This is a genomic window from Nonomuraea monospora (genome assembly GCF_039531895.1).
Classification (GTDB): domain Bacteria; phylum Actinomycetota; class Actinomycetes; order Streptosporangiales; family Streptosporangiaceae; genus Nonomuraea; species Nonomuraea monospora.
Window position 1 is genome coordinate 131,092 of record NZ_BAAAQX010000025.1, and the last position, 25,206, is coordinate 156,297.

Consider the following 25,206-nt stretch of genomic DNA (forward strand, 5'->3'; position numbering starts at 1 on the left):
GCGCTAGCTGCGCGGGATGCAGTCCGTCACGCCGGTGGCCACGGCTTCGTGGTCGCTGAGCGTCTCGACGGTGATGCTGGTGCGGGACGAGGGCAGCTTGAGCGTCGTCCTGGGCGATCCGGCCTTGTAGGCCTCCTGAACCTTGTAGCCCCAGGTCGTGCTGAGGGTGCCCGCCATCTCGGGCAGGAGAAGGACACTCGATCTGGAGAAAGTGGACTTAACGCCATAAGTACGCTTCACCCCACCCGCCCCACAAGGCACATCCTTCCCCCCACCATCGGTCACCACCGTCTCCTCCGGATCCACCGACTCCATCAACTCCGTGATATGCCGCTGAAGCGTCTCCCCCGCCTCCTCCACCGTCGGCCCCGCCTCAGCCGCCGAGCACCCACCCAGCACCACGACCACCCCCACCACAACGACCCAACGCCCCACAGCCACCATCGACACCGTCTCCGTCCCGATCGCCCGCCCCGCCGCTCCCATACTCCATCACCGACCCCCCGCCGTACCCGTAACGCCGAGATGGGTTGGCCCCGATGACCGACACCCCGGTGGACAATCCGCGCTATGCGGCCCTGCGGGAGGCGCAGGTCAGGGTGGCGCGGCATGTCGCCCAGTTGCGGGCGGCGCTGGACGAGCCGTTCCGGTTGTTCTCCGGTGACGCGGTGTGGATCGGGCCCGTTGCCAGGAGGTTCGGCGAGGATCTGGGGCATTACCGGCAGCGGCTCAGGCAGCAGGCCGAGACGGTGCTGGCGGAGCTGGAGGCGGAGATCAGGCGGACGCCGCCGCAGGTGTCGGCGGCGGTGGCCCGGCAGGAGGCGGCGCGGCTGTCCGGGGAGCCGTCGGCGTTCACCGGCTTCTGAGGGCTGTCCGCGCTGGTGCGGCCGGTCCCCCAGCGAAGCCCTCGCGATGTGGTTCAGCCCGTCGCGGGGAGCTCGATCGACAGGGCGTGGTGGAAGACGTCGTGTGGGTCCCAGCGGGCCTTCGCCTGCTGGAGGCGGGGGTAGTTGTCCTTGTAGTAGAGGGTGTGCGCGGAGACGCCCGAGGTGTTCCATGCCGGGTCGGCCAGGTCCGCGTCCGCGTAGTTGATGTAGGAGCCGTCGCTGACCTCGCCGGGCACCGGGACGCCGCCGGTGTCGGCGTACACGTCGCGGTAGAGGCCGCGGACCCAGGCCAGGTTGGCGGCGTCGTCGGACTGGTCGGCCCAGACGGTTTGGTAGACCGCCTTCATGATGGCGTCGCGCTGGGCGATGGCGGTGGAGGATGGGTTCACCGCGCCGACCTGGCCGCCGTAGCCGACGAGGAGCATGCCGGAGTGCGGGCCGCCGGTGGAGTTGGTGAGGTGGCGGTGGATGGTGGTGAGCTGGGTCTCGGTGAGGGAACGGCGCAGGTAGGCGGCTTTGATCTTGTAGCGGCGGACGAGGACGTCGCCGGGCTCGCCGCTGCCCGGCCAGGTCATCCGGTGCAGCCACGGCATCGTGCGTCGCAGGTCGAGCACGGGGGTGAGGTGGACGCCCGCGGTCACCGCCGAGAGGAAGCCGGTCACCAGGTCGCCGGCGCCCGGCAGGTCCGCGTCGATCTGCGCGACCAGCATGACGGTGCCGCCCGCGCGGTGGGACGGCTGGAGGATGCCGTACAGGCCGACGGCGCGGGAGCCCGGTGCGCTGTTGCGCTCGTGCCAGGCGCCGAAGTTGCGCAGCAGCCCCGTGAGTGCCTGCTCGGTCATGTGCTCCCAGGACCAGATGACCACGTGTTGCAGCATGCGCCGCGGCGACGGGGGCAGCAGCCGGGACGGGTCGGTGCCGGTGGCGTCCGGCGAGCGCAGCCAGTAGCGGGTGACCACGCCGAAGTTGCCGCCGCCACCGCCGGTGTGGGCCCACCACAGGTCGCGGTTCGGGTCGCCGGGCTCGCGGGTGGCGACCACGGCTCGGGCGCGGCCGTCGCGGCCGGCGACCACGACCTCCACGCCGTACAGGTGGTCCACGACGGAGCCGTACCGGCGGGACAGCGGGCCGTATCCGCCGCCCGCGAAGTGGCCGCCCGCGCCGACCTCCGGGCAGCCGCCGGCGGGGATCGTCACGCCCCAGCCCTTGAACAGCGTCCGGTACACCTCGCCGAGCGTGGCTCCCGGTTGCACGGCGAACGCTCTGCGGCGGGGGTCGTAGCCGATCTCGTTCATCGGGGACAGGTCCAGGAGCATGCGGACCGCCGGGTCGGCGGTGAGGTTCTCGAAGCAGTGGCCGCCGCTGCGCGCCGCTATCCGCCTGCCGGAGCGGACGGCGTCGGACACGGCGCGCACCACCTGGTCGATGGACGTGACGACGCGGATCTCGTCGGGGGCGCCGGTGAAGCGGAAGTTGTTGCCGCGCAGGAGGGCGTCGTAGCGGGGGTCGTCTGGGCGGATCGTGACCGCCCCGAAGGCAGGCCCCGTGGGGTCCGTTGACGCGGGCGCGGAGGTTCTCGCGGGTCGGGCCGATGCTGTCGCGGGTCGGGCCGATGCTGTCGCGGGTCGGGCCGATGCTGTCGCGGGCGTTGCTGTGGCGAGAGCAGAAGCCGCGGTAGCGCCCGCGGCGGCGAGCATCCCGCGGCGGCTCATCGCGGGGCTGGCGGACGGGCCGGTGGCGGGGTCGATGGTCAGGCCGGTGGCCGAGCCGGTGGCGGGGGTGGTGGGGCCGGTGGCGGGGGTGGTGGGGCCGGTGGCGGGGGTGGTGAGGTCGGTGGCGGGGTTGTGGGGTGCTGGCATGTGGCTTGTGTCCTCTCGGATCGGAGGGCATCAGCCTCGCAATCCGGCAACGGGCGCCACATCAACCGATGTCATGAAACGACGGCTGAACACCGGACTCCACCGATCGGCTGAGCCCGTCCGCCGATCAGACAGCCTCAGCCGGTCGCCGCCACCGCCTCACCCTCCTGATCGTCGTGCCGCACCGGCCTCCGCCCCACCTCGTCAGGATCGCCGTCCAAAGAGCTGAGGCCGAGACGCCAGCGGTTCACGACGTGCTCGGCCCAGCGGCGTTCGAGTGTCAGGGCGCAGGCGGCGCCGTACAGGATGTCGCCGGTGAGAGCGGGCTCCCGGGCGGCCAGTTCCGCGCAGAGGTCGAGTGCGGCGAGGTGGGCGGGTGAGGTGGGCGGCTCGGACGCGGCGAGGTGTCCGGCGAGCGCGCCGCGCAGCCGCCGGTGCAGGCCGAACAGTGTCCTGAGGTTGGAGACGGCCAGGGTGATGCCGGGGACGACGGGCAGGTAGGCGCCGTAGGAGTCGTCCAGGCCGATGCCGGTCATGGTGGCTCTGAAGAGGTGGACGCTGGCCTGCTCGGCACCGGCGTCACGCTCGGAGGACGGGTCGCCGGACAGGCGTACCCGGGGGCTGGTGTCCTTGAGGTGGTGGATGGAGCGGTGTACGAGGAGCTCGCGGAACCGTCCCAGATCGGCCTCGCGCTGCAGGTGGGCGGGCGACAGGACGCTCGTCTCCTCCTTGGCCACCAGCTCGGCGAGCGCGTCGCGCACGCGGGACGGCGGCACGGCGGGCGGGCGGGGCACGGCGTGCGCGAGCGCGGACTCCAGGGATCGCTCCAGGTCGCGGCGGGTGGCGAGCAGGGAGGGCTGCCATTCCCAGAGGTCGTCCACGTCGTCGAAGCCGCGGGCGTGCAGCTCGTAGCAGGCGAAGAGGGCGAGCTGGAGGTCGCCGTCGTCGAGCGCCGTGCCGGGGGGCGGGGTGACGAGCGGCGGGTCCAGCTCGACCGGCCGGCCGCCGAGGCGGGCGAAGAGCCCGGTGGTGATCGGGCCGCGGGCGGCGGGCAGACGCATGACGAACCTCCTCAAGGTGAACCCCTGGCTGCCCCGCCCCCGCACGCTCAAACGGCCGTTTTCACGAGCGGGCCAGCAGGGCGGCGGCCACCGCGTCCGCGTCGCGGAAGAACGGGCTGTCCTGCCCTGGCCGGCCGGTGCCGACCTCGGTGAACCAGCGGGTGTGGTTGGTGGCGACGCCGAGGGCGTGGAGGTCCGGGGCCGCGCGTCCCAGCCCGTCGATCACCCGGTACGGCGCCCGCGTCACGGCCAGCCCGCCCGCGTCGAAACGCGCCCCCGTGGACGGGTCCACGTTGACGAACTCGCTGACCATCCCGTCGGCCAGCAACTGCTTGATCAGCGGCGAGGCGTCCCTGGACAGGTCACGCGCGGGCGCCCGCGCGTCCACGAGCACCCTGGCGACCCGCCGCGACCCGCTCACCTGCGGCGACACCACCCCGAACCCGCCGGGCACCGCCTCGACCACGGCCCCCGGCCCGACGGGGCGCACGATCCCGGCCTCCAGCAGCGCGGCGAGCTGGTCGACGTGGGACGCGGGCGGGCCCGCCGACAGCACGAAGCTCTGCGGCACGAATCGGGCGAGGAAGTCGCGGTGCGAGTCGGGCAGCAGCCCGCCGAAGTCCACGACCTGCGGGAGCAGCGGCCGGATCGCGCGGAGCATCTCGGTGGCGGCCTTGACCGTGCCGTCCACGCAGCCGGCGCCCGCCCGGCGGGCGTCCTCGCGCAGCAGCCGGGCCAGGCCGGCGTGGTAGTCGCCGGGGGTGGCGAAGCGCCGGTCGCGGAAGGGCCTGGCCAGGCTGGTGAGCGGGTGGGCGGCCCCGTTCGAGCAGGCCAGGTCGGCCTCGTACTGGATGAGCGGCTCGACCAGGCGGGCGAAGTCGAGCTGCGGCGTGCCGGTGGCCGCCAGCGCCGCCGCGCGCAGCTCTCCCAGGCGTTCCTCCGTCACGACGCGCAGCCGTACGGGCGGCGCGGGGTAGTCCGGCACCGCGGGCCTGGCCAGGAACGGCAGGCCGCCGCGCGAGAGCGCCAGCAGGATCGGCTCGTCGCCGCTGGGCAGGTAGCGCAGCCCGGCGGGGGTGAGCGTGAACCGGCCGCCCCTGCCGAGGGTCACCGCCCGCATCACGTCGTAGAACGTCAGCCCGAACCCGCGCACCGCGACCTCGGCCCCGGGCGGCAGGTCGTCGAGCGGCATCTCGGCGGCCAGGCCGGGCGGGAGGTAGCGCAGGCCGTGGTCGTCGGCGTGCCGGAGCCAGCCGAGCTGCTCGTCGTCGGGCTCCAGGCTGCCGTGGCCGGTGGCCAGCACCGCCTTGTCCACCCGGTACGCGACGCCGTCCGCGACCAGCCGCAGCCCGCCCGGCACGCGGGTCATCCCGGTCACCTCGGCGCGTACAGGATGGACGCGCACGTGCGGCGGGGCCGTCGCGCACAGCGCGCGGAACACGTCGGCCAGGTACTGCCCGTACAGGCGGCGGGCCGGGTACGCGCCCGGCTCCAGCCCGGCCCAGCGCGCCATCGTGCCGTACCGTTCGGCGGGCAGGCCGTCGTCGCCGGGCGAGCGCATCGTGCTCTCTCCCGCCGTGGTGTTGGCCGACAGCCAGGACGGCTGGTCCACCCGCCAGACCCGGCCGCCGCCGTGGCCCACGGCGTCGAAGGCCCAGATGGTCACCTTGTCGTGGCCGTGGCGAGGGGGGTCGCGCAGGCGTACCAGCAGGCGTTCCAGCACCGACAGGCCGCGCGGCCCCACCCCGATGACCGCGATGGCCCGTTCCCCCATGCCGCTCCGCTACCCGGGAGCCCCCAGGTCAGGCACCTGGGCGGGGTGGGGGAAGCCCAGCACGGCCCGCGCGATCTCGTCCGGCTGCTCGGCCACCATGTTGTGGCTGGCGTCCAGTTCGAGCACGCGCAGGTGGGGCCGGTCGGCGACGAGGGGCAGCAGGTCGCGGCGGATGCCCGCCCGGTGCGCGGGCATGAGCTGCCCGACGCGTCCTGGCAGCCCGGGCAGGTCGCGGGTGGCGAGCACGAACAGGGCGGGGCAGCGGAGGTCCGCGACGGGCGGGACGCTGTCCAGAAAGTACGGGTCGTGCCGGACCTGCCCGGCCAGCTCGGCACTCGGCCGGACGAACACGCCGTCGCCGGTGGTGCGGAGCGACCGCTGCGGGTACATCGCGGCGTGCGCCTCGGGCAGCGGCTGCGCCATCGCCGCCGCCTGCGCGTCGAAGACGGCCTTCAGCTCCGCGAGCAACTCCTGGAGGTCGTCCTGGGCGAGACCGGCGTAGTGCCGCGGCTCGGTCTCGGCCGAGCGCAGGCCGTCGAGGTTGACGATGCCGGGCCCGCCGGGGTGGCGCAGCGCCCACCGCACGGCGACCATGCCGCCGAGCGAGTGGCCGACCACCAGCGGCTGGTCCAGGCCGAGGTGGTCGATGACGGCCTGGACGTCGTCCAGGACGGCCTCCCACTCCCACGGCCCGTCGCCCGACAGGCCGTGGCCGCGCAGGTCCATGGCGACGACGCGGTGGGAGCCGGTCAGCAGGGGCGCGACGGCGTCCCAGTGCAGCAGGGTGCCGCCGAGGCCGTGCAGCAGCAGGACGGGTGGGCCGTCGCCGCCGTGGTCGCGGACGGCCAGGGGGACGGGGCGGTCTTCGATCACGAGATCGAGTGCGGTCAAGGGGTGCTCTCCTTGGGACGGTTGAGCCGGGCCTGGATGGAGGAGGTCGTGACGCCGCCCTCGGGGTCCCTGTCGAGCTTGCCGCGTTTGACCAGGTCGTGGACGCCCTGGCGGGTGATGCCGAGCATCGCGCCCGCCGTGGAGTAGGAGACCGCCGTCGCGGAGGGGTGCCCGGCGCCGCGCGCGACGGCGCGGCCGAGCGGGGTGCGCCACCACTGCTCGGGCGGGTCGAACGGCTCGTCGCCGGGGAACAGGACGGCGATCAGCTTCGCCGCCGTCAGCGCGGCCTGCCGCCGGTCGGGGCCGAGGAGCTGGGCGGCCCAGACCTCGGCCTCCACGTGCAGGCGGTCCTTGATCGGGGTGAGCAGCTCGTCGGAGGCGAGAAGGATCTCCAGGGGGTCGAGCACCCTGGTCTCCAGCAGCCGGACGAGCGCGCCCACCAGCTCGACGTGTTCTTCGGTCGTCGTCACTTGACGGACGATAGCAAGTACTTGCTATCGTCCGTCAAGTAGCAGAGGTGAACCGGCCCACCCAGTAGGCCGTGCGGTCCAGGTACGCCGTCTGGGCCGCCGCCCCCGTACGCCCGTAGGCGCCCTCGAAGCTCTGGTAACCCGCACGCGGCACGGCGGGCTCGATCACGCTGCCCTCGTGCCACTCGTTGAAGGAGGTGATCGACACCCAGGTGGGCCCGGTCTGCAGGGCGTTGGCCCACTCCTTGTCGTAGGTGGCGCCGTTGTCCCTGGCCAGGGTGGGGGTGGTGTTGCCGGGCACCGCGCGATCGTCGAGGTAGCCGGGCCCCACGGACGGCGCCCACACCAGCCCGTGCTGCCGCGCGTAGTCGGCGGCCTGCTGCCAGCCGGGCGCGGTGGCGCCGGCGATCGCGTCGTAGGTGTACATGCCGTTGAAGTGGGCGATCTTGCTGGTGTCGGTGGTCTGGGCCAGGATGACGTTGTCCTGGTTCACCTGGTCGAGGGCCGACCAGTCGGTGATGCGCAGGCTCTCGAAGACGTAGAAGGCGTCGCTGAAGGCCGGGTGCGCGCCGTAGGTCTGGTTGATGTGGCGGACGTCCTCCACGGTGGAGGCGGCGGTGCGGCCGGAGTAGGGCTCCAGGTGCCAGGCGACCTTGAGCCCCTCCCTGGCCGCCGCGTCCAGGATGCCGCGGGCGAGGCCGTCCTCGTAGCTGCCGCGGCCCCACCAGCTCAGCACCAGCACCCCGGCCGCCGACTGCCTGATCCACTTCATGTGCTGGGCGACCGTTCCGGCGAAGTCCCCCGAGTCGTACGCGCCCAGCGCCGGGTAGAAGTCGGCCCCGATGTCGCCGGGCGGGGTGCGGCCGCCCTGCTGCCAGTGCCGCCAGCCGCCGTTGACCTGCGGCGAGCCGTACCAGGGGTAGTAGAAGACGTGCACCTTGTCCGACAGGAGCGGCGCCGGACCGCCGCCGCCGTCGAGGGTGATGGTGTCGAGGTCGTACAGGTTGCCGCTGCCGCCGGTGAAGACCAGGAACAGCGGTCCGGTGGCGGAGCCGGTCAGGGTCGTGGTGACGGTCTGGAAGTTCTCCCAGCCGCCGGTGACGGGCACGGCGACCGAGCCGAGCAGGGTGCCGGTGGCCGAGCCCGACCGGATCTGGATGGTGCCGCCGACGCCGCCGGAGGAGACGCGGGCGGAGAAGCGGGTGGCGCCCGCGGTCGTGACGTGCGCGTAGCCCGCCCAGTCACCGTTGTCCACGTAGCCGAGCGTCTTGCCGCCGCTGGCCGGCGGGTGGTCGGCGATCTGCACGCCCGAGCTGGAGGTGTAGGACTCGCCCTCGGCGGTGACGCTGCCGCCGCCCAGTTCCTTGACGCGGACGTTGCGGAAGGCGACCTGGTCGGCGGCGCCGTGGTTCTGGATGCCGACGTGGCCCTGACGCAGCGAACGGCGGGGGTCGGTGTTGGTGAAGTCGTTGATCAGCGCGCCGTTGAGGTAGACGCGCAGCCGTTCGCCCTCCACCAGCAGCTCGTAGGTGTTCCACGAGCCGGGCGGGTTGAGCGCCGCGTCGCGGGCCGCCTGGTCGGCGGCCTTGTGGCCGTAGATCGAGCCGGTCGTGCGGTCGGCCGTGTCGGTGGCGTCGATCTGCACCTCGTAGCCGTTGTCCACGGCGGACTGCGGGTCGCCTGAGGCGGGGAAGCCGACGAACACGCCGGAGTTGCTGTCGCCGGTCAGCTTCCAGTCCAGTTTCAGCGAGTACGAGCCCAGCTCCCTGGCCGAGTACCACAGGAGACCCATCCCGCCCTGCGAGGTCAGGGTGGCGTCCGCGTTGGCGAAGCCGCCGGGCCCTGCCTGCGACCAGCCGCTGGTGGAGCCGTTGTAGAGCGGGGTGTACCCGGTCTCTGGGCGGCAGTCGGCCTTGGCCGTCCCTGCCGCGTAGCGGATGCCGCCGAGCAGCACGTTGCGGAAGGCGGGGTCGGCGTAGGACTCGATGGTGTGGCCGAGGCCGGTGTAGAAGGCGCGGCCCTGCCCCTGGGGGTGGCACCAGGTGATGGGGTGGTCGCCGCCCATGTCGCCGCCGCTGTAGGTCGTCTCGTCCAGGGATTGCAGGACGCGTACGGACGGGCGGGGGCCGGCGCGGTAGTTGTACCACTCGTCGGTGCGCGTCCAGGCGGGGCCGAGGTGCGCGGTGGCGGGGTGGGCGCGGTCCTCGGTGCGGACGGTGGCCTGCTGGATGGCGGGGTGGCTCTTGAAGTACGCGCCCGCCAGCCTCCCGTAGTACGGCCAGTCGTACTCGGTGTCGGCGGCGGCGTGCACGCCCACGTAGCCGCCGCCCCCGTCCACGTACTGCTGGAAGGCGGTCTGCTGGGCGTCGTTCAGCACGTCGCCGGTGGTGTTGAGGAAGACGACGGCCTTGTAGGCGGACAGGTTCGTGAAGGCGCCGGCGTCCTCGGTGGCCGTGACGGTGAAGTTGTTGGCCGCGCCGAGGTCGCGGATGGCCTGGATGCCCGCGGGGATCGCGTCGTGGCGGAACCCGGCGGTCTTGGAGAAGACCAGCACCTGATAGGCCGGGTCCGCGGGGACGGCGGTCAGGCTCGCCGCGACGAGGGTGAGGCTCAGGAGTTTGGACAGCATCGCCGCCTACCTGGTGATTGTGAACGTGTCGAGGTCGAAGAGGTTGCCGCTGCCGCCGGTGAAGACCAGGAACAGCGGTCCGGTGGCGGAGCCGGTGAGGGTCGTGGTGACGGTCTGGAAGTTCTCCCAGCCGCCCGTGACCGGCACGGACACCGAGCCGAGCAGGGTGCCGGCGGCCGAGCCCGAACGGACCTGGATGGTGCCGCCGGCCCCGGCGGAGGAGACGCGGGCGGAGAACGTCTTCGCGCCGGTCGTGTCGATGCCCGCGTAGCCGGCCCAGTCGCCGTTGTCCACGTAGCCGAGCGTCTTGCCGCCGCTGGCCGGTGGGTGGTCGGCGATCTGGATGCCCGAACCGGAGGTGTAGGACTCGCCTTCGGCCATCGTGGCTCCCGCGGAGAAGGTGAAGGCGTCCACGTCGAGCAGGTTGCCCTGGCCCGTCACGCCCTTGAAGACGAGGAACAGCTTGGTCGTGCCGGTGGGAGCACTGCCGTTCAGGGGGGCGGAGACGTCGGTGAAGGTGTCCCAGCCGCCCGTGTTGGCGACGGTGAGCGTGGCCAGCAGGGTTCCGGTCGCCGAACCGGCGCGGACCTCAATGGTGCCGCCGGGGCCGCCGGAGGAGACGCGGGCCGTCACGCGGGTCACCCCCGCGAGCAGGTACGGCTCGAAGGAGATCCAGTCGCCGTGGTCGGTGAAGCCGACCGTGGTGCCGCCCTCCGCCCCGCCGTGGGCGGCGGTCTGGATGCCCTGCTGCGCGCCGAAGTGCTCGGCCTGGCGGTGCGCCGGTTGCAGGGTGCGCAGGTCGTGGCCGGTCAGCCCGCCCTTGTCGGTGTACTCGGCGTCGAACACGCCGTACAGGTTGGCCGCCGCGTCGTGCTCGCCGTCGGGCGGGATGGTGATCGACCCCGTGCAGCCGTTCTTCGAGGTGATGGCGTGGGTGTGGCTGTCGTGGCCCACCAGGTACGTCACCTTGACGGCGGCGCAGTCCACGGCGCCGTCCTCGGGGTCGGTGACCGTGACGCGGAAGGGCACGGCCTGGCCGTAGGAGAAGATCTGGCCGTTGGCCGGGGTGGTGAGCGTGACGGCGGGCGCGGTGTTGCCGACGGTGATCACCAGGCTGGCGGTGCCGGTCAGGCCCTGCGGGTCGCGTACGGTCAGGGTCGGGCGGAACGTGCCGTTGGCCGCGTACGTGTGCGTCGGGTTCGCCTGCGTGGAGGACGTGCCGTCACCGAAGTCCCAGGCGTAGGTGAGCGCGCCGCCCTCGGGGTCGGAGCTGCCCGCCGAGGAGAACGCGACGGCCAGCGGCGCCTTGCCGGAGGTCTTGTCGGCGGCGGCCCTGGCGACCGGGTTGCGGTTGGCGCCGCCGAGGTACTCGATCCGGTACAGCGCCTGGTTGCCGCCGCCCGTGCCGTAGTCCAGCACGTACAGGGCGCCGTCGGGGCCGAACTCCGAGTCGATGATCTGCGTGCCGTCCCACGGGAAGTCCTCGATCACGGCGGGCGCGCCGTCGCCGCCGACCGCGATCGCTTTGATCCACTGGCGGCCGAACTCCATGGCGAAGAAGCGGCCGTCGAGCGACTGCGGGAACTTGACCGCCGAGGAGGAGCCGGCGTCGTAGCGGTAGACCTCGCCGCCCATGGGCGACTCCGAGCCGCCGCCGAACTCCGGGGGCGAGCCCGCGTCGCCGTACTTGATCCAGCTCGGCTTGGCGGCGGGCAGCCTGGCCAGGCCGGTGTTGCGGAAGGAGTTGTTCGCCGGGCCGCCCGCGCAGTCGTACTTGGCGGCGGACGGGCCGCTGGGGAAGGTGTACTCGTTGTACGTCTCGGCGGCCGTGTTGGTCCCCGTGCAGTACGGCCAGCCGTAGTTGCCCGGCGCGGTGATCCGGTCGAACTCCACCTGCCCGCCGGGGCCGCGGGAGGAGTCGGCACCGCCCGCGTCCGGGCCGTAGTCGCCCAGGTAGACCGTGCCCGTCTGCTTGTCGACCGACATCCGGAACGGGTTGCGGAAGCCCATGGCGTAGATCTCGGGCCGGGTGCCCGCCGTGCCGGGCGGGAAGAGGTTGCCCGACGGGACGGTGTAGGTGCCGTCCGGCTGCGGCTTGATGCGCAGCAGCTTGCCGCGCAGGTCGTTGGTGTTGCCCGAGGAGCGCTGCGCGTCGAACTGCGGGTTGCGGTTGGTGCGCTCGTCGAGCGGGGAGTAGCCGCTGGACTCGAAGGGGTTGGTGTCGTCGCCGGTGGTCAGGAACAGGTTGCCCGCGGCGTCGAAGTCGAGGTCGCCGCCCACGTGGCAGCACTGGCCGCGGTCGTTGGGCACCTCCAGCACGACCTTCTCGCTGCCCAGGTCGAGCGTGTTGTCGGCCTTGAGCGTGAAGCGCGACAGGTTCAGGTGCCCCTTCCACGGGGCGAAGTCGGCCTCGGTGCCGGTCACGGGGGCGTCGCCGGCGGGGGTGCTCAGCTTGGGCGAGTAGTACAGGTAGACGAAGCGGTTGGCGGCGAAGCCGGGGTCGGCGGCGATGCCCTGTAAACCCTCCTCGTCGTGGGTGTAGACGTCGAGCTTGCCCGCCACCTTCGTCGCGCCGGAGGCGTCGGTGTGGCGGACGGTGCCGTCGCGGGCGGTGTGCAGCACCGACCTGTCGGGCAGGACCGCCAGTGACATGGGCTCGCCCAGCTCGGACGGCCCGAGGGCGAGCTGGACGTGCTGGTAGTCGCCGGGTGGGATGTCGATCGCCGCCGCGCCGGTGAACACCAGCGACGCCGCGACGAGCAGCCTCGACCACGCAGACATGGGCTTCCTTTCCTGACCGGGGGGACGTCAGGCAAGGCGCGCGCCGACCGCGCTTTGCTGTGGGATGCGCTTGACGATTTGGACGGATATTTCAGGATCCAACGAGTTGCTTACCGCGCCGAAATTTGGCTGTCAAGAGGCTGACTGTTCAGCGAGTGAACGGTGAGAAGCGACGAAGATCCGCAAAATCCCGATCATAGAGCGCAAATTCGCTCTGGATGCTTGCGCCTGCCGGGGCCGAAGACGTTTAATCCAGACTCACGCCCGCCTGGCACCGGCGGAAGGTCGCGGCGGCCCCCTTGCCGCCGACCTCGGAGGCCGCCGCACGTGGGTGCCTGTCCTCCCGGCGCCAGGCGAGGCTCTTTCTTACAGTCGCTGTACGCGCCTTCCTTGACACCTGCCCTTCACCGATGCATTCTGCCCCTACAAAACGATTTGCCTCTCTTGGGGAGTACATGACCGAACTTCCACGGCGGGTGCTCGTGACCGGGGTGGCCGGAAGCGTCGGTCAGGCCACCCTCGACCTCCTCGCCCGCCGGCAGGTGGCCGTGACCGGGCTCGACCTGCGCGACCCCGGCGGCCTGCCGCTCGACCGCCTGGTCGTGGGCAGCGCCGGCGACCCGGAGACCGTGCGGCGGGCGATGAAGGGAGCCGAAGCCGTCATCCACCTCGCCGCCCTCCCCGCACCCGTGCTCGGCACCCCCGAGGAGGTGTTCTGCGGCAACACCCGCGGCACGTTCGTGGTGCTGGAGGAGGCGGGGCGGGCCGGGGTGCGGCGCGCCGCCATCGCCAGCAGCATGTCGGCCCTCGGGCTCGCCTGGTCCGGCCGGACCCTGCACCCGGCGTACGTGCCCGTCGACGAGAACATCCCCTTGCAGGTCGAGGACCCGTACGGGCTGTCCAAACAGGCCGACGAGCTGACCGCGGCGATGATGAGCCGCCGCCACGGCATGACCACCGTCGCGCTGCGCTTCCCCCGGCTGGGCGGGGTGGACGACAAGCTCCGGCACACGGCCGAGGAGTGGGCCGCCGACCGGGCCGCCGGGGCCAGGGAGTTGTGGAGCTACCTGGACGTTCGCGACGCCGCCCGGGCGGCGTGGCTGGCCGTCACCCGGCCCATCGAGGGGCACCACGTGGTGACCGTCGCGGCGCCGAACACGCTGATGTCCGAACCTACCGAGGAGCTGCTGGCCGTGTTCCATCCCGACAGCGAGCTGCGGGCTCCGCTGCCTGATCGTGCCGTGCCCGTTGATCTGCGTGCGGCCGAACGGGTGCTGGGCTTCACGGCGCGGCACGTACTGCCATGACCGCACCCCAGGCGAGCACCCCGCTGCGGCCCAGCACCGCACCCCGGGCCAGCACCCCGCCTCGGGCGAGCACCCCGCCCCGGGCCAGCACCCCACCTCAGGAAAGCACCGTGCTGCGGCCCAGTACCGCGCCCCGGGGCAGCACCCCTCGGGCGAGCACCGCACCCCAGGCGAGCACCGTGCCCCGAGTTTGTGCCGTGCCCCGAGTTTGTGCCGTGCCCCGACCCGAAGTCGCGCCCCGAACAAGAGCCGCGCCCCGGGCGAGTGCCGCTGCGACGACCGTTGCCGGGTGTGGGCGGGGGCTGCGGTGACCGGGCCGATGGAGGAGACGCAGGCGCCCTGGCCCGCGCGCGACGGCCTGCGCATCACCCGGGTCCGGGCCGTCGTCACCGCGCCGGAGGGCCCGCCGCTGGTCGTGGTCAAGGTCGAGACCAACGAGCCCGGCCTGTACGGCCTCGGCTGCGCCACGTTCACCCAGCGCTTCCACGCCGTGGCGGCCACCGTCGACCAGCACGTGGCGCCCATGCTCACCGGCCGCCACCCCGCCGACATCGAGGACATCACCCGGATGATCCACCTGTCCTCGTACTGGCGCGACGGCCCCGTACTCAACAACGCGCTGTCAGGCGTGGACATGGCGCTCTGGGACATCGCCGGCAAGCGGGCGGGCATGCCGGTGTACGGGTTGCTCGGCGGCCGGGTCCGCGCGGCGGCCGACACGTACCTGCACGCGGGCGGCGCCACCGTCGAGCAGACCCTCGACCAGGCCCGCGCGATCCTGGCGGCGGGACACCGGCACGTCCGGCTCCAGACCGGCGCGCCCGGCCTGGGCCATTACGGCGCTCCTGGCACGGCGAACGGCTATCCGGGGCAGCCGTATCCCGACGGCTGGGATGTCCAGCGCTACCTGCGTGAGACGCCCGCCCTGTTCGAGCGGGCCCGCGACGAGCTGGGGGAAGAGCCGGGTCTCCTGCACGACGTGCACTCCAGGCTCACCCCGAAGCAAGCGGTCGTGCTGGCCAGGGCGCTGGAGCCGTACCGGCTGTTCTTTCTGGAGGACCCCATCGCGCCCGAGTTCTACGACCGGCTGCCCGAGGTGCGGCAGGCGGCACCGATGCCGATCGCGGCGGGCGAGCAGCTCGGCTCCGTCGCCGGCGCGGCGCGGCTCGTCCTGCGGGGCGGCGTGGACCTGCTGCGGCTGCACGTCTCCTCGATCGGCGGCCTCACCCCGGCGCGCAAGCTCGTGGCGTTGTGCGAGCTGACGGGCGTGGGCACCGCCTGGCACGCGCCCGCGGACGTCTCCCCGGTCGGCGCCGCCGCCAACCTGGCGCTCGACGTGACCTCCCCGGCGTTCCAGATCCAGGAGGGGCACGTCTATCCGGACGCGGTGCTGGAGACGTTCCCGGGGACGATCAATCCCCGGGAGGGCTACCTCCATCCTCATGACGCGCCGGGCTGGGGCGTGGACCTGGACGAGAAGGCGGCCGCCCGGTACCCGCCCGTCACCCACCTGCACGAACGGTGGGCCGCCAGGGTGCGCCGGCCCGACGGAGGTCTCGAAGCGCCATGAACTTACAGCGGCTGTAAGGATCCTGTCGATGTAAGATCTCCGCATGCCCACCCAGCAGCCCCCGGCCAGGCGTGCGCGCAAGAAGGCCGAGACGCGGCGCGCCATCGCGGACGCGGCGCTGCGGTTGTTCGCGTTGCGGGGGTTCGACGCGGTGACGGTCAGCGAGGTCGCCGAGGCGGCGGACGTGTCGGCCAAGACCGTGTTCAACTACTTTCCCGTCAAGGAGCAGCTCTTCTACGAGCACGAGCCGCTGCTGGCGGGCGACCCGGCCGAGGTGGTGCGGCGCCGGCGCGGGGGACTGACGGCGGTCGCGCTCGGCGGGCTCCTGCGTGCCGCGCCTTCCGGGGAGCTGGCGTTGTTCGGGCGGGTGTATCGCGGGAGCGAGACGCTGCGGGCGTTCGGGCGGGAGCTGTTCGCGGCCCGGGAACGGGCGCTCGCGGAGGCGCTGGCGGAGGCCTTGGCGGAGACGCCCGCCGGAGTGAGAGACGCGGCGCGGGCGGAAGGCGTCGGCGCTTCCAGGACGCGAGCGCAGGGTGTCGGCGCTTCGGGAACGCGGGCGGAAGGTGCTGGCGCTTCGGGAACGCGGGTGCAAGGTGCTGGCGCTTCGGGAACGCGGGTGCAAGGTGCTGGCGCTTCCGGAACGCGGGCGGAAGGTGTCGGCGCTTCCAGGGCGCGAGCGGAGGGCGCTGGCGCTTCCGGGATGCGGCCGGAGGGGGTCGGCGCTTCGAGGACGCGGGCGCCGGTCTGGGCGGAGGGTGGGGGCGGGCTCAGGGCGCGGATTTTGGCGGCGGCGGCGCTCGGTCCGCTGCGTCAGGTGTGGGAGGCGATCCTGCTGGAGGCGGCCGACCGGGTGCCGCCCGCCGAGGCCGTCGCGCGCGGCGTGCGTGCGCTGGAGGAGGCGTACGCCGTGCTGGGCGGCGCGTTCGAGGCCTTCTTCCAGGGCCGCGTCACCCCCGGGGCCACTTCCCGAAGCGGCACCACTCCCCCAGCCGCGCCCGAACGCGACACCACTCCCCTAGGCGCGCCCGGACGCGGTACCGCGCCCACAGGTGCGCCCGAACGCGGCACCACGCCAGAAGACCCGCCCGCAAACGGCGGCGCTCTCGAAGACGCCCACGCGAGCGGCCACACACGCCAAGACACTCCCCCAAGCGGCCACTCACCCGAAGACGCGCACACAAGCGACCCCACACCCGAGGGCGCGCCGTCGAGCGGCCCCGCACCCGAGGGCGCGCCCCCGAGCGGCACGACACCCGAAGACGCGCCCCCAAGCGACCCCACACCCGAAGGCGCGCCCACATACACCACCCCACCCGGGTTCGCGGCGCGAGGCGACGGCGTGCCGGAAGACGTCGCCCGAGACACCCCCCGCCTGGTCAGGGGCGAGCGGCCGAGCATCAGGAGGGTGGCCGACCTGGCCGGGGTGAGCGCGACGACCGTGTCCCACACCCTCAACGGCCGCCGCCCCGTCGCAGAGGAGACCCGCCGCCGGGTGCTCCAGGCGATCGAGCAGCTCGGCTACCGCCCGAACGTCCTGGCCAGGGGCCTGCGCACGAGCCGCAGCCAGACCATCGGCCTGATCATCCCCGACATCACCAACCCGTTCTACCCCGCACTGGCCCGCGGCCTGCAGGACGTCCTGGGCCCCGCCGGTTACGACCAGATCATCAGCAACACCGACGGGGTGCGGCGGGTCGAGCAGGCGGCGATCGAGCAGATGATCGCCCGCCAGGTGGACGGGCTGGCGTTCGCGGTGTTCCACACGCACGCCGAGGACCTGCTGCCGGTCATCGAGGCGGGCATCCCCGTGGTGCGGCTGGGCGGGCGGCTGGCCCAGCGGGGTGTGGACGTGGTGCACAGCGACGACGAGGGCGGCGCCGCCGAGGCGACCCGCCACCTGCTGGCCCGCGGCTACCGCAGGATCGCCTTCGTGTGCGGCCCCGCGGCCGAGGGCCCGGCGGCCGAGCGGGTGGCCGGTTATCGTGCGGCGCTCGCCGAGGCCGGGGTGCCGGCCGACCAGGGGCTGGTGGCGCACACCGAGTTCAGCAGGGCGGGCGGGGCGCAGGGCGTGGCGCGGCTGCTGGAGCTGCCCGAGCCGCCCGACGCCGTCCTGTGCGCGAACGACGTGATGGCGATCGGGGCGCTGGACGTGGCGGCGCGGCGCGGCCTGCGCGTGCCGGAGGAGCTGGCGGTGATGGGCTTCGACGACATCGACGCCGCGGGCATGGTGTCGCCCGGCCTGACCACGATGGCCAACCCGGCCCGCGAGATCGGCCAGGCCACGGCCATGCGGCTGCTCGAACGGCTGCGCGGCGCCATCGACGAGCCGTCCACGGAGCTGGTGGTCCCGGCCCGCCTCGTGCGCCGCCACTCCGCCTGAGCGAGCGAAGCCTCGCGGTCCCGCCACTCCGCCTGAGCGAAGCCTCGCGGTCCCGGCCCGCCCAGTGCGCCGCCACTCCGCCTGAGCGAAGCCTCGCGGTCCCGCCACTCCGCCTGAGCGGAGCCTCGCGGTCCCGGCGCCGCCTCGCGCGCCGCCGCTCCGGCTGTGAGCCGTCCATGGCCTGAGCCGCTGCCGTCACCCCTTGACAGGGCTTGCCGCGCGTGTAGATTGCGGAAGCATCTTAACGATTTGCGCGCCACGCCCACAACCGCGATGGGCAGCATCCTTCCCCCGAAAGGACGCCATGATCGCAAAACGTCGAAGCCTCATCCTCCTCCTGGCCGCCCTGACCTGGTGGCTCCCCCAAGCCCCCTCGGCAGCCGCCCCGAAGCTGTCGCAGAACGTCCACCTGTTCTACTACCCCTGGTACGGCGCCCCCGACTGGCGTCACTGGCAGCAGGGCGGCCACACCCCGCCCGACGACATCGGCGCCGACCTCTACCCCGCCCTCGGCCCCTACGACTCGGGCGACCCCGGGGTCCTGTCCCAGCACATGAAGTGGATCGGCAGGACCGGCGCGGGCGTGATCGTCTACAGCTGGTGGGGCCAGGGCAGCTACGAGGACGGCCTGGCCGCCAGGGTGATGGACGCCGCGGCGAAGAGGGGCGTCAAGGTGGCCTGGCACCTGGAGCCGTACGAGGGCCGCACCGCCGCCTCCACCGTCGAGGACATCCGCTACCTGCACGGCAAGTACGGCGCCCACCCCGCCTTCCACAACGTCTTCTACGTGTTCTGGAGCCTGCAGATAGCCGACTGGTCGGCGCTGGACGCGGTGAACGACGACAACGTGATCCTCGCCCAGACCACCGACACCACCAGGATCGCCCACTTCAACGGCATGTACACCTACGACGGCATCGCGGGCGCCACCGCGCCCGGCTGGAAGCAGGCGGGCGACTACGCCCGCGCCCACGGCCTGATCTGGTCGCCGTCGGTCGCCCCCGGTTACCTCGACGACCGCGCGGTGCCGGGCAACACCACGCCGACGATCGCCCGCGACGACGGCGCCGCCTACGACCGGCAGTGGTCCAACGCGCTCGACCCGGAGATCGGCGGCTCGCCGGAGTGGGTGTCGGTGACGTCCTTCAACGAGTGGCACGAGGGCAGCGTGATCGAGCCCGCCGTGAATCGCGCGGGTTACCAGAGCTTCGAGGGCGCCTACGGCAAGCGGGGCAGGGCGGCGGAGACGGCGTATCTGGATCGGACGCGGCACTGGGTGGAGACGTTCGAGAGGCGGAGCCGATGAGGAGGGTTCGCGCGCTCGTCCTGGCCGTGGCGGTCGTGGCGGCGCTGGGCGGCTGTTCCGGCGGGGGCGGGCAGGAGCCGGCCGGGCAGGCGTTGCGGATGTGGACGTTCAAGAAGTCGCACGCCGACGCGCTGAACAAGGCGGCGGCGCGGTTCACCGCGCAGACCGGCATCCGGGTCACGGTGGAGGCGGTCACGCCTGACGACGTGTTCGTCAGCAAGGTGCAGAGCGCCGCGCAGACGGGCGGGCTGCCGGACGTGCTGGAGGTGCACGCGTCCGGCGAGGACTACGAGATGGGCGCGTCCGGCCTGCTGCAGGACATGGCGCCGGACGTCACGGACGCGTGGCGGCAGCGGCTGCTGCCGTCCACGCGGGAGAGCGGCGTGCTGACCCAGCAGAAGATCGACTCGGTGGCCGCCGACTCGCCGATCAAGAACGGCAAGGCGGGGCAGCGTTTCAGCGTGCCGTTCACGGCGGGCGCCTTCGGCATCGTCTACGCCAACAAGGACAAGCTGCGCGCCGCCGGGCTCGACCCGGAGACACCGCCGCAGTCGTGGCAGGAGTTCGTCCAGGCGTTGCGGACCACGACCGCCAAGGGGCAGGGCGGGCTGTCGCTGGGGCTGAAGGTCTCCCAGACCGGCTTCAACTGGGTCTACCAGCCGCTCGCGTTCGCGCTGCTCGGCAAGGAGCGCTTCCACGCGCTGTTCGGGAAGGGCACCGCGCAGGGGTTCGCCTCGCCGGACGGGGTCAGGTCGCTGGAGACGTACGCCGAGCTGACGCCGTACTGGATGCCCGGCACCACGACGCTCGGCATCGACGAGGCGGACATCGCGTTCGCGCAGGGCAAGTCGGCCTTCGCGGTGGGCGGCACGTTCACGCTGGCCTTCCTCGCCCAGAACGGGCTGAGCCCGGACAAGGTGCTCGCCTTCCCGGTGCCGCCGTCGTCGGAGGGCACGCACAAGCGGATCTCGATGGCGCCGCTCGCGCTGACCGGGCTGGGCGTCACGGCGACCACGGCCAACCGCGAGGCCGCGATCAGGTGGATCGACTGGGTGACCTCGCCCGAGGGCGCCGGCCTGGTCGCCCAGGGATCGCTCGACCTGCCCGCCACCGATCTCGGCAGCCAGGCCGAGGCGCTGCTCGGCAAGGATCTGGCGGCGCTGCAGCGCTACTTCACCGGCCCGCCGGACAGCGCCTACGAGGCGGCCGACGACAGCTTCTTCCCCTCAGACTGGGACCAGGTCAAGCCGGGCGACCTCACCGTACGGCTGACGCCGCTGAAGGAGCTGACCCCGCGGCAGGCGGGCGCCGAGCTGGACAAGGTCGTGGCGTCGATGTGGAAGTCCACGCAGTGAGCACCACCTCACTCGAACGCCCGGCGGGTCGGCCGCGCGTCCGGCCGCCCGCGCCGGGCCGGGCGGCCCGCACGCGGCGGTGGCTGGTGGGGTGGGCGTTCGTCGCGCCGGCGGTGGCGCTGTTCCTGCTGATGGGCGCGTACACGATCGCCGGCGGGTTCCTGCTGAGCTTCGCCAGGTGGAACGGTTTCACCCCCGAATGGCGCTGGGTCGGCCTCGGCAACTACGCCGACCTGCTCTACGCCGACCCGTCGCTCGCCGCCGACCTGCGCAGGGCCGCCGCGAACACGGCGTGGGTGATGGTCGTCACGCCGCTGCTGACCGTGGCCGTCGCCCTGCCGCTCGCGGTGATGCTGAACTCCGTCACGCGCCTGCGCGGCGTGCTGCGCTCGGTGTACTTCCTGCCGTACGTGACCACCGGCATCGCCGTCTACTACGCCTGGCGGTACGTGCTGGCGCCCGACGGGGCGATCAACCTGCTGCTCGGCTCCCTCGGTCTGGGGAGCCTGCGGCAGCCGCAGGGCTTCCTCGGCGACCCCGGCACGGCGCTGCCGACGCTGATCGTGATCCTGGTGTGGTCGAGCGTGCCGGTCGCGACGCTGCTCTACCTCAGCGGGCTGCAGGCCATCGACCGCAGCCTCGTCGAGGCGGCGCGGATCGACGGCGCCGGCTCCCGTCAGGTGCTGAGCCGCGTCATCTGGCCGCTGCTGCGGCCGATCACCGTGGCGATCGTGCTGCTGGGCGTGCGGGACGCGCTGCACGGCTTCCAGCTCTTCCTGATCGCCACGAACGGCGGGCCCGGCGGGCACACGGACGTGCTCGGGCTGATGGCCTACCGGCTGGCGTTCATGAAGGGGCTGGCGCCGTCACTCGGTCACGCCAGCGCGCTGGGCTGGCTGCTCTTCGCGGGCGCCGTCCTGCTGACCCTGGCCAACGCGCGGCTGCTGCGGAGGGTGCGGTGAGGCGGTTCGCCTACGCGGGGCTGATCGCGTACGCGGTGATCAGCGTGTACCCGTTCCTGTGGATGGTGTCGGGCGCGTTCAAGACCCGCGAGGAGATCCTCGAAGGCGGCCTGCTGCCGCGCGAGCCCACCCTCGGCACGCTGGTCGCCACGTGGAGCAGGCTGCGCTTCTTCGACTACTTCCTCAACAGCCTCCAGGTGACGGCGCTGACCGTGGCCGGCGTCCTGGTGGTCTACAGCCTGGCCTCCTACGCCTTCGCGATGCTGGACTTCCCCGGCCGCCGCCTCCTGTACTGGTTCTTCGTGGCGCTGCTGTTCGTGCCCGGGATCACGGTGCTGCTGCCGGTGGTGATCCTGGAGAAGAACCTCGGCCTGCTGGGCAGCCATCTGGGGCTGGTGCTGCCCTTCGTCAACGGCACCGCGCCGCTGACGGTGCTGCTGCTGACCAGCGGTTACCGCGCGATCCCCGGGGAGCTGCGCGAGGCGGCCAGGTCCGACGGCGCGGGCGAGGCACGCGTCTTCTGGTCGATCTACCTGCCGCTCGCCAGGCCCGCGCACATCACGGTGGCGGTGCTGACGGCGGTGCCGACCTGGAACGAGTACGTGCTGACGCGGGTGTCGCTGTCGGACCGGTCGCGGTTCACGCTGCCGCTGGGGCTGGAGTCGCTCATCTCCAGTGAGGTGCCGAGTTACCACGAGGTGATGGCGGCGTCGCTGATCATCGTGCTGCCGGTGATCGCGCTCTTCCTGGTCCTGCAGCGGTATTTCGTCAACGGGCTGGTGGGGGCGGTCAAAGGGTGACCGGCACGCCGAACCAGGTGCCGAGGGCGGTGGCGAGGGTGCCGGTCGGCTGGGGGTCGGACGTGGTGGAGACCCAGGCGGTGTGCCCGTCCGGGCGGATCAGCAGCCCTTCGAGGCCGGGCCACGCGGGGCAGCGGGCGTCGCGCGTGTCCACCCGGCCGCCTGCCTCCGGCAGAGGCCGGTCGCCGAGGCGGAGCAGGAGCGGGCGGGCGGGGCGCAGCAGCTCGGCGACGCTCGTACGGCGGCCGTCGACGGTCAGCTCCAGGTCGGGGGCGAGGCGGCCGAGCCACGGGTGGTCGCCGGGGATCTTCGGGTCGTATCGGGTGCTCACCCCGGTCGCCAGCTCGGCCAGGTACTTGCCGACGCCCGGCACCCGTTCGACGAGCTGGCCGAACAGGTCACGCACCGGCGCGAGGTCCTGGTCGTGCCCGGCGAGGGCCGCCTGGGCGCGCAGGGTGGCGAGCAGCCGCTCCCCCGCCTCGTGCCGTTCCTCGTGGTAGCTGTTCAGCAGCCCGGCGGGGGCGTGGCCGAGCGCGGTGGCCGCGAGCTTCCAGCCGAGGTTGACCGCGTCGGCCAGCGCCACGTTCACCCCCACCGCCCCGGTCGGCGGGTGGATGTGCGCGGCGTCGCCGGCCAGCATCACCCGGCCCGAGACGTAGCGGCCGGCCAGACGGGCCGCGTCGCCGAACCGGGTGAGCCAGCGCGGCTCGCGCAGCTCCGCCCGGCGGCCGAGCTGGTCGTCCAGCAGGCGCTGGAAGTAGGGCAGGGTCACCGGCTCGTCCCGGTCGGCGGGCGGCTCGGGGTCGTCGAGCACGATGCGCACGTAGCCGGGCCTGGGGATCACGAACACCGCGCCGCGCTCGCCGTGCGTCACGCCGAACGGCAGCGCGGCCGGGTCGGCCAGCTCGACGTCGGCGAGCACGCCGTAGCTGGTGGCGGGCGTGCCGGGGAAGGGGATGCCCGCGCGTTTGCGTACGGTGCTGCGGCTGCCGTCGCATCCCACCAGGTAGGCGACGCGCGTCCGCTGCCGCCTGCCGCCGGACTCGACGGTCACCTCGACGCCGTCGCCGTCCTGTTCCAGGTCGATGAGCGTGTGGCCCCAGCGCACCTTGACGCCCAGCTCGGCCAGCCACTCTTCGAGCAGTTCCTCGACGCGGGTCTGCGCGATGCCCAGCACGTACGGGTGGCCGCTGTCCATCTGCGTCAGGTCGAGCGGCCTGGCCGGGTCGGCGAACATGCTCGCCGTGACGGTCGGCCCCTCGGCCAGGAACCGTCCGGCGATGCCGCGCCGGTCGAGAAGTTCCAGGCTGCGGGCGTTGAGGTTGAAGCCTCTGCAGAACGGCGAGCGCTCGGGCAGGCCGTCGAGCACCGTCACCTCGGCCCCGGCGAGGGTCAGCTCCGCCGCCAGCATCAGCCCGGCGGGCCCGGCGCCCGCCACCATGATCGTGCCTTCGCCGCTCATCGGCCCTCCTCCTCTTCGGTGTGCGGCCAGGTCAGGCGGCCTGTCTCGATGTCGGCGGCGATCTCCTCGATCCAGCCGAGCTCGGCCTCCTGCATGCGCAGCGCGTACTCCACCTCGATCACGAACAGCCGCGGCACCTTCCCGCTCGCCAGCAGCTCACCGTGCTCGCGCCGGTACTCCTCCAGCGTCGCGCGCAACCGCGTAGCACGTTCGCGCAGCGCGGCCGTGGCGCCGCCGGGCCCGAGCGCGCCCAGGTAGCCGACCGCGGACAGGAACTTCGGGTACTCGGCGGCCGGGACGCGGATCAGCTCCTCGACCCAGCGGCCGAACTCGGCCCGTCCGAGCTCGGTGTGCTGGTAGACGGTGCGCTCGGGCCGGGCACCGACCTTGATGGTCTCGCGCGCCTCGATCCATCCGGCCCGCTCCAGGGCGCGCACGACGTCGTACAGAGAGCCGGTGGTCACCTTGAACGCCCGGTCCTGGCCGCGTTCGCGCAGGGTGGCGGCCATGGCGTGCGGATGCATCGGGGTCTCGATGAGCAGCCCGAGCACGGCGAGGCCCAGGGCGTTCGACACCGGGCGCTTCTTGGTCGCTTCCAATCACTTGCCTCCAATCGCTCGGATCCGAGTATTAGGCAGGCGTGAGTGACTGTCAAACGGCGAAGGGCCCCGCCGGTGGCGGGGCCCTTCGCGCCGATCGGTCGCGGCTAGCAGTTCGTCTTCTTCTTGGTGAGGACGACCTTGTCCGGGTTCGAGTTGTCGATCTTCTTCTTGCCGCTGGTACGCGGGTTGACCGACACGCACTTCCAGAAGTAGTCGTGGTTCTGCTTGACGAACTTCAGCTCGATCCACCGCTTCTGGTTGCAGTGGTTGTTGAAGTAGACCGTGGTGGAGACGTTGCCGTCGCCCCACGAGACGTTGATCTTCTGCCCCCGTGGCGACGTGCACGACGCCGACGCCCGGTGGACGCTCGACGACTGCGCCGCGATCTGAGCGGTGGACTCGTACACCGCCGCGGAGGCGGCGGACGGGACGGCGAGCATCGCGAGGGCGGCGGCGAGTCCGGCGGCCGCGGGGGCGAGCTTCGAGTACGTCATGATCCTCTTCCTGGCTCGGGGAACGCCCCGGATCGGCTTCGCCTGCCACCCCCGTCGGGCGGCGACCTGTGCACCGGGGCTCTGTCTCCACGCTGGACGGCGGCCCCCGCGAACGGCAAGCGTTCTTTGTCCAGCGTCCGTCCAGGAACCGCTGGACAATAGGAACACCCAGGTCAGGCCGGCAGGGCGCCGAGCTGGCGCAGTTGCGAGAAGACGTCCACGACACCCCAGATCTCGGCGATCCTGCCGTCCGAGAAACGCACCACGAACATCTCCCCGTACGTGACGGTCCTGCCGGTCGGCGCGAGGCCCCGGTACTCGCCCCGGTGGGTTCCGGTGACGGTGTTCCGGCAGGCGACCAGGTCGCCCTCCTCGATCACGTCCTCGATCTGGACGTGCAGGTCGGGGAACGCGCGCAGCAGCGTGTCCCACACCCGCGTGAACGCCTCCACCCCGCCGGGCGCGGCCGGCGCGGGCGCGTGGAAGCGCACGTCCGGCTGGACGAGCTCGTCGATCGCCTTGGCGATGACGTCCGCGTCGCCGCTGCTGATCGCCGCGTGGAAACGCCGGAACGCCGCCTTGTTGTTGCTGGTCTGCATCTGCATGCTCCTCCGGT

The 25,206-nt window shown here is 72.7% G+C and carries 20 protein-coding genes; 8 read left to right on the plus strand and 12 right to left on the minus strand.

Translation table 11 applies throughout. The annotated features are described in order from the left end of the window. Nucleotides 1–3: 3 nt before the first annotated feature. Nucleotides 4–177, minus strand: a complete 174-nt coding sequence (locus tag ABD331_RS38340; protein ID WP_344486466.1) for a hypothetical protein — start codon at nucleotides 175–177, stop codon at nucleotides 4–6. Between the two features lie 362 nt (nucleotides 178–539). On the opposite strand from ABD331_RS38340, the gene ABD331_RS38345 reads away from it, so the two are divergent. After that, complete coding sequence (locus ABD331_RS38345; protein ID WP_344486468.1) at nucleotides 540–866, plus strand: hypothetical protein; 327 nt, start codon at nucleotides 540–542, stop codon at nucleotides 864–866. Between the two features lie 53 nt (nucleotides 867–919). Here ABD331_RS38345 and ABD331_RS38350 read toward each other — a convergent pair whose 3' ends face one another. The 7 genes from ABD331_RS38350 to ABD331_RS38380 all read right to left on the minus strand — a co-directional run bounded on the left by ABD331_RS38350 (nucleotide 920) and on the right by ABD331_RS38380 (nucleotide 12,352). Beyond that, nucleotides 920–2,746, minus strand: a complete 1,827-nt coding sequence (locus tag ABD331_RS38350; RefSeq protein ID WP_344486471.1) for an FAD-binding oxidoreductase — start codon at nucleotides 2,744–2,746, stop codon at nucleotides 920–922. 137 nt (nucleotides 2,747–2,883) lie between these two features. After that, nucleotides 2,884–3,807, minus strand: a complete 924-nt coding sequence (locus ABD331_RS38355) for an iron-containing redox enzyme family protein (protein ID WP_344486474.1) — start codon at nucleotides 3,805–3,807, stop codon at nucleotides 2,884–2,886. Between the two features lie 61 nt (nucleotides 3,808–3,868). After that, nucleotides 3,869–5,581 carry an FAD/NAD(P)-binding protein gene (locus ABD331_RS38360; RefSeq protein WP_344486477.1) on the minus strand — a complete coding sequence of 571 codons (1,713 nt, stop codon included), beginning with the start codon at nucleotides 5,579–5,581 and terminating at the stop codon, nucleotides 3,869–3,871. Nucleotides 5,582–5,590: 9 nt separating this feature from the next. Further along, a complete protein-coding gene (locus ABD331_RS38365; RefSeq protein WP_344486479.1) occupies nucleotides 5,591–6,472 on the minus strand; it encodes an alpha/beta fold hydrolase in 882 nt (293 codons plus the stop codon). Next, complete coding sequence (locus tag ABD331_RS38370; protein ID WP_344486482.1) at nucleotides 6,469–6,942, minus strand: hypothetical protein; 474 nt, start codon at nucleotides 6,940–6,942, stop codon at nucleotides 6,469–6,471. The genes ABD331_RS38365 and ABD331_RS38370 overlap by 4 nt, the downstream gene beginning before the upstream one ends. A 34-nt stretch (nucleotides 6,943–6,976) precedes the next feature. Next, nucleotides 6,977–9,571: a ThuA domain-containing protein gene (locus tag ABD331_RS38375; protein ID WP_344486485.1), complete on the minus strand. Its 2,595-nt coding sequence runs from the start codon at nucleotides 9,569–9,571 to the stop codon at nucleotides 6,977–6,979. Nucleotides 9,572–9,577: 6 nt separating this feature from the next. Beyond that, nucleotides 9,578–12,352 carry a carbohydrate-binding protein gene (locus ABD331_RS38380; RefSeq protein WP_344486488.1) on the minus strand — a complete coding sequence of 925 codons (2,775 nt, stop codon included), beginning with the start codon at nucleotides 12,350–12,352 and terminating at the stop codon, nucleotides 9,578–9,580. Nucleotides 12,353–12,807: 455 nt separating this feature from the next. Here ABD331_RS38380 and ABD331_RS38385 point away from each other — a divergent pair, with 455 nt between their 5' ends. The 7 genes from ABD331_RS38385 to ABD331_RS38415 all read left to right on the plus strand — a co-directional run bounded on the left by ABD331_RS38385 (nucleotide 12,808) and on the right by ABD331_RS38415 (nucleotide 22,032). Further along, complete coding sequence (locus tag ABD331_RS38385) at nucleotides 12,808–13,659, plus strand: NAD-dependent epimerase/dehydratase family protein (RefSeq protein ID WP_344486491.1); 852 nt, start codon at nucleotides 12,808–12,810, stop codon at nucleotides 13,657–13,659. 307 nt (nucleotides 13,660–13,966) lie between these two features. After that, on the plus strand, nucleotides 13,967–15,229 hold the full coding sequence (locus ABD331_RS38390) for an enolase C-terminal domain-like protein (RefSeq protein ID WP_344486494.1): 1,263 nt from the start codon (nucleotides 13,967–13,969) through the stop codon (nucleotides 15,227–15,229). A gap of 43 nt (nucleotides 15,230–15,272) precedes the next feature. Next, entirely contained in the window at nucleotides 15,273–17,609 is a 2,337-nt protein-coding gene (locus tag ABD331_RS38395) for a substrate-binding domain-containing protein (protein ID WP_344486497.1), read from the plus strand. Between the two features lie 304 nt (nucleotides 17,610–17,913). Beyond that, a complete protein-coding gene (locus ABD331_RS38400; RefSeq protein WP_344486500.1) occupies nucleotides 17,914–18,915 on the plus strand; it encodes a glycoside hydrolase family 99 protein in 1,002 nt (333 codons plus the stop codon). After that, nucleotides 18,912–20,270, plus strand: coding sequence for an ABC transporter substrate-binding protein (locus tag ABD331_RS38405; RefSeq protein ID WP_344486503.1), 1,359 nt, complete (start codon nucleotides 18,912–18,914; stop codon nucleotides 20,268–20,270). The genes ABD331_RS38400 and ABD331_RS38405 overlap by 4 nt, the downstream gene beginning before the upstream one ends. Next, nucleotides 20,267–21,232, plus strand: a complete 966-nt coding sequence (locus ABD331_RS38410) for a carbohydrate ABC transporter permease (protein WP_344486506.1) — start codon at nucleotides 20,267–20,269, stop codon at nucleotides 21,230–21,232. Before ABD331_RS38405 ends, ABD331_RS38410 begins: the two co-directional genes overlap by 4 nt. Then, nucleotides 21,229–22,032 carry a carbohydrate ABC transporter permease gene (locus tag ABD331_RS38415; protein ID WP_344486509.1) on the plus strand — a complete coding sequence of 268 codons (804 nt, stop codon included), beginning with the start codon at nucleotides 21,229–21,231 and terminating at the stop codon, nucleotides 22,030–22,032. The genes ABD331_RS38410 and ABD331_RS38415 overlap by 4 nt, the downstream gene beginning before the upstream one ends. On the opposite strand, the gene ABD331_RS38420 is transcribed toward ABD331_RS38415, so the two are convergent. From ABD331_RS38420 to ABD331_RS38435, 4 genes are all read right to left on the minus strand, one after another. Beyond that, a complete protein-coding gene (locus ABD331_RS38420; RefSeq protein WP_344486512.1) occupies nucleotides 22,022–23,494 on the minus strand; it encodes an FAD-dependent monooxygenase in 1,473 nt (490 codons plus the stop codon). The two genes, ABD331_RS38415 and ABD331_RS38420, sit on opposite strands and share 11 nt — an antisense overlap. Next, a complete protein-coding gene (locus ABD331_RS38425; RefSeq protein ID WP_344486515.1) occupies nucleotides 23,491–24,069 on the minus strand; it encodes a PadR family transcriptional regulator in 579 nt (192 codons plus the stop codon). The genes ABD331_RS38420 and ABD331_RS38425 overlap by 4 nt, the downstream gene beginning before the upstream one ends. A 131-nt stretch (nucleotides 24,070–24,200) precedes the next feature. Continuing rightward, complete coding sequence (locus ABD331_RS38430) at nucleotides 24,201–24,590, minus strand: hypothetical protein (protein WP_344486518.1); 390 nt, start codon at nucleotides 24,588–24,590, stop codon at nucleotides 24,201–24,203. A 173-nt stretch (nucleotides 24,591–24,763) separates the two neighbouring features. After that, nucleotides 24,764–25,189 carry an ester cyclase gene (locus ABD331_RS38435; protein ID WP_344486521.1) on the minus strand — a complete coding sequence of 142 codons (426 nt, stop codon included), beginning with the start codon at nucleotides 25,187–25,189 and terminating at the stop codon, nucleotides 24,764–24,766. Nucleotides 25,190–25,206: the final 17 nt, after the last annotated feature.

What these genes read in the sequence shown, in the direction of transcription:
- ABD331_RS38340 (WP_344486466.1), bottom strand. Translation starts at nt 177, where the DNA reads ATGGCGGGCACCCTCAGCACGACCTGGGGCTACAAGGTTCAGGAGGCC.
- ABD331_RS38345 (WP_344486468.1), top strand. Translation starts at nt 540, where the DNA reads ATGACCGACACCCCGGTGGACAATCCGCGCTATGCGGCCCTGCGGGAG.
- ABD331_RS38350 (WP_344486471.1), bottom strand. Translation starts at nt 2,746, where the DNA reads ATGCCAGCACCCCACAACCCCGCCACCGACCTCACCACCCCCGCCACC.
- ABD331_RS38355 (WP_344486474.1), bottom strand. Translation starts at nt 3,807, where the DNA reads ATGCGTCTGCCCGCCGCCCGCGGCCCGATCACCACCGGGCTCTTCGCC.
- ABD331_RS38360 (WP_344486477.1), bottom strand. Translation starts at nt 5,581, where the DNA reads ATGGGGGAACGGGCCATCGCGGTCATCGGGGTGGGGCCGCGCGGCCTG.
- ABD331_RS38375 (WP_344486485.1), bottom strand. Translation starts at nt 9,571, where the DNA reads ATGCTGTCCAAACTCCTGAGCCTCACCCTCGTCGCGGCGAGCCTGACC.
- ABD331_RS38380 (WP_344486488.1), bottom strand. Translation starts at nt 12,352, where the DNA reads ATGTCTGCGTGGTCGAGGCTGCTCGTCGCGGCGTCGCTGGTGTTCACC.
- ABD331_RS38385 (WP_344486491.1), top strand. Translation starts at nt 12,808, where the DNA reads ATGACCGAACTTCCACGGCGGGTGCTCGTGACCGGGGTGGCCGGAAGC.
- ABD331_RS38395 (WP_344486497.1), top strand. Translation starts at nt 15,273, where the DNA reads ATGCCCACCCAGCAGCCCCCGGCCAGGCGTGCGCGCAAGAAGGCCGAG.
- ABD331_RS38400 (WP_344486500.1), top strand. Translation starts at nt 17,914, where the DNA reads ATGATCGCAAAACGTCGAAGCCTCATCCTCCTCCTGGCCGCCCTGACC.
- ABD331_RS38405 (WP_344486503.1), top strand. Translation starts at nt 18,912, where the DNA reads ATGAGGAGGGTTCGCGCGCTCGTCCTGGCCGTGGCGGTCGTGGCGGCG.
- ABD331_RS38420 (WP_344486512.1), bottom strand. Translation starts at nt 23,494, where the DNA reads ATGAGCGGCGAAGGCACGATCATGGTGGCGGGCGCCGGGCCCGCCGGG.
- ABD331_RS38430 (WP_344486518.1), bottom strand. Translation starts at nt 24,590, where the DNA reads ATGACGTACTCGAAGCTCGCCCCCGCGGCCGCCGGACTCGCCGCCGCC.
- ABD331_RS38435 (WP_344486521.1), bottom strand. Translation starts at nt 25,189, where the DNA reads ATGCAGACCAGCAACAACAAGGCGGCGTTCCGGCGTTTCCACGCGGCG.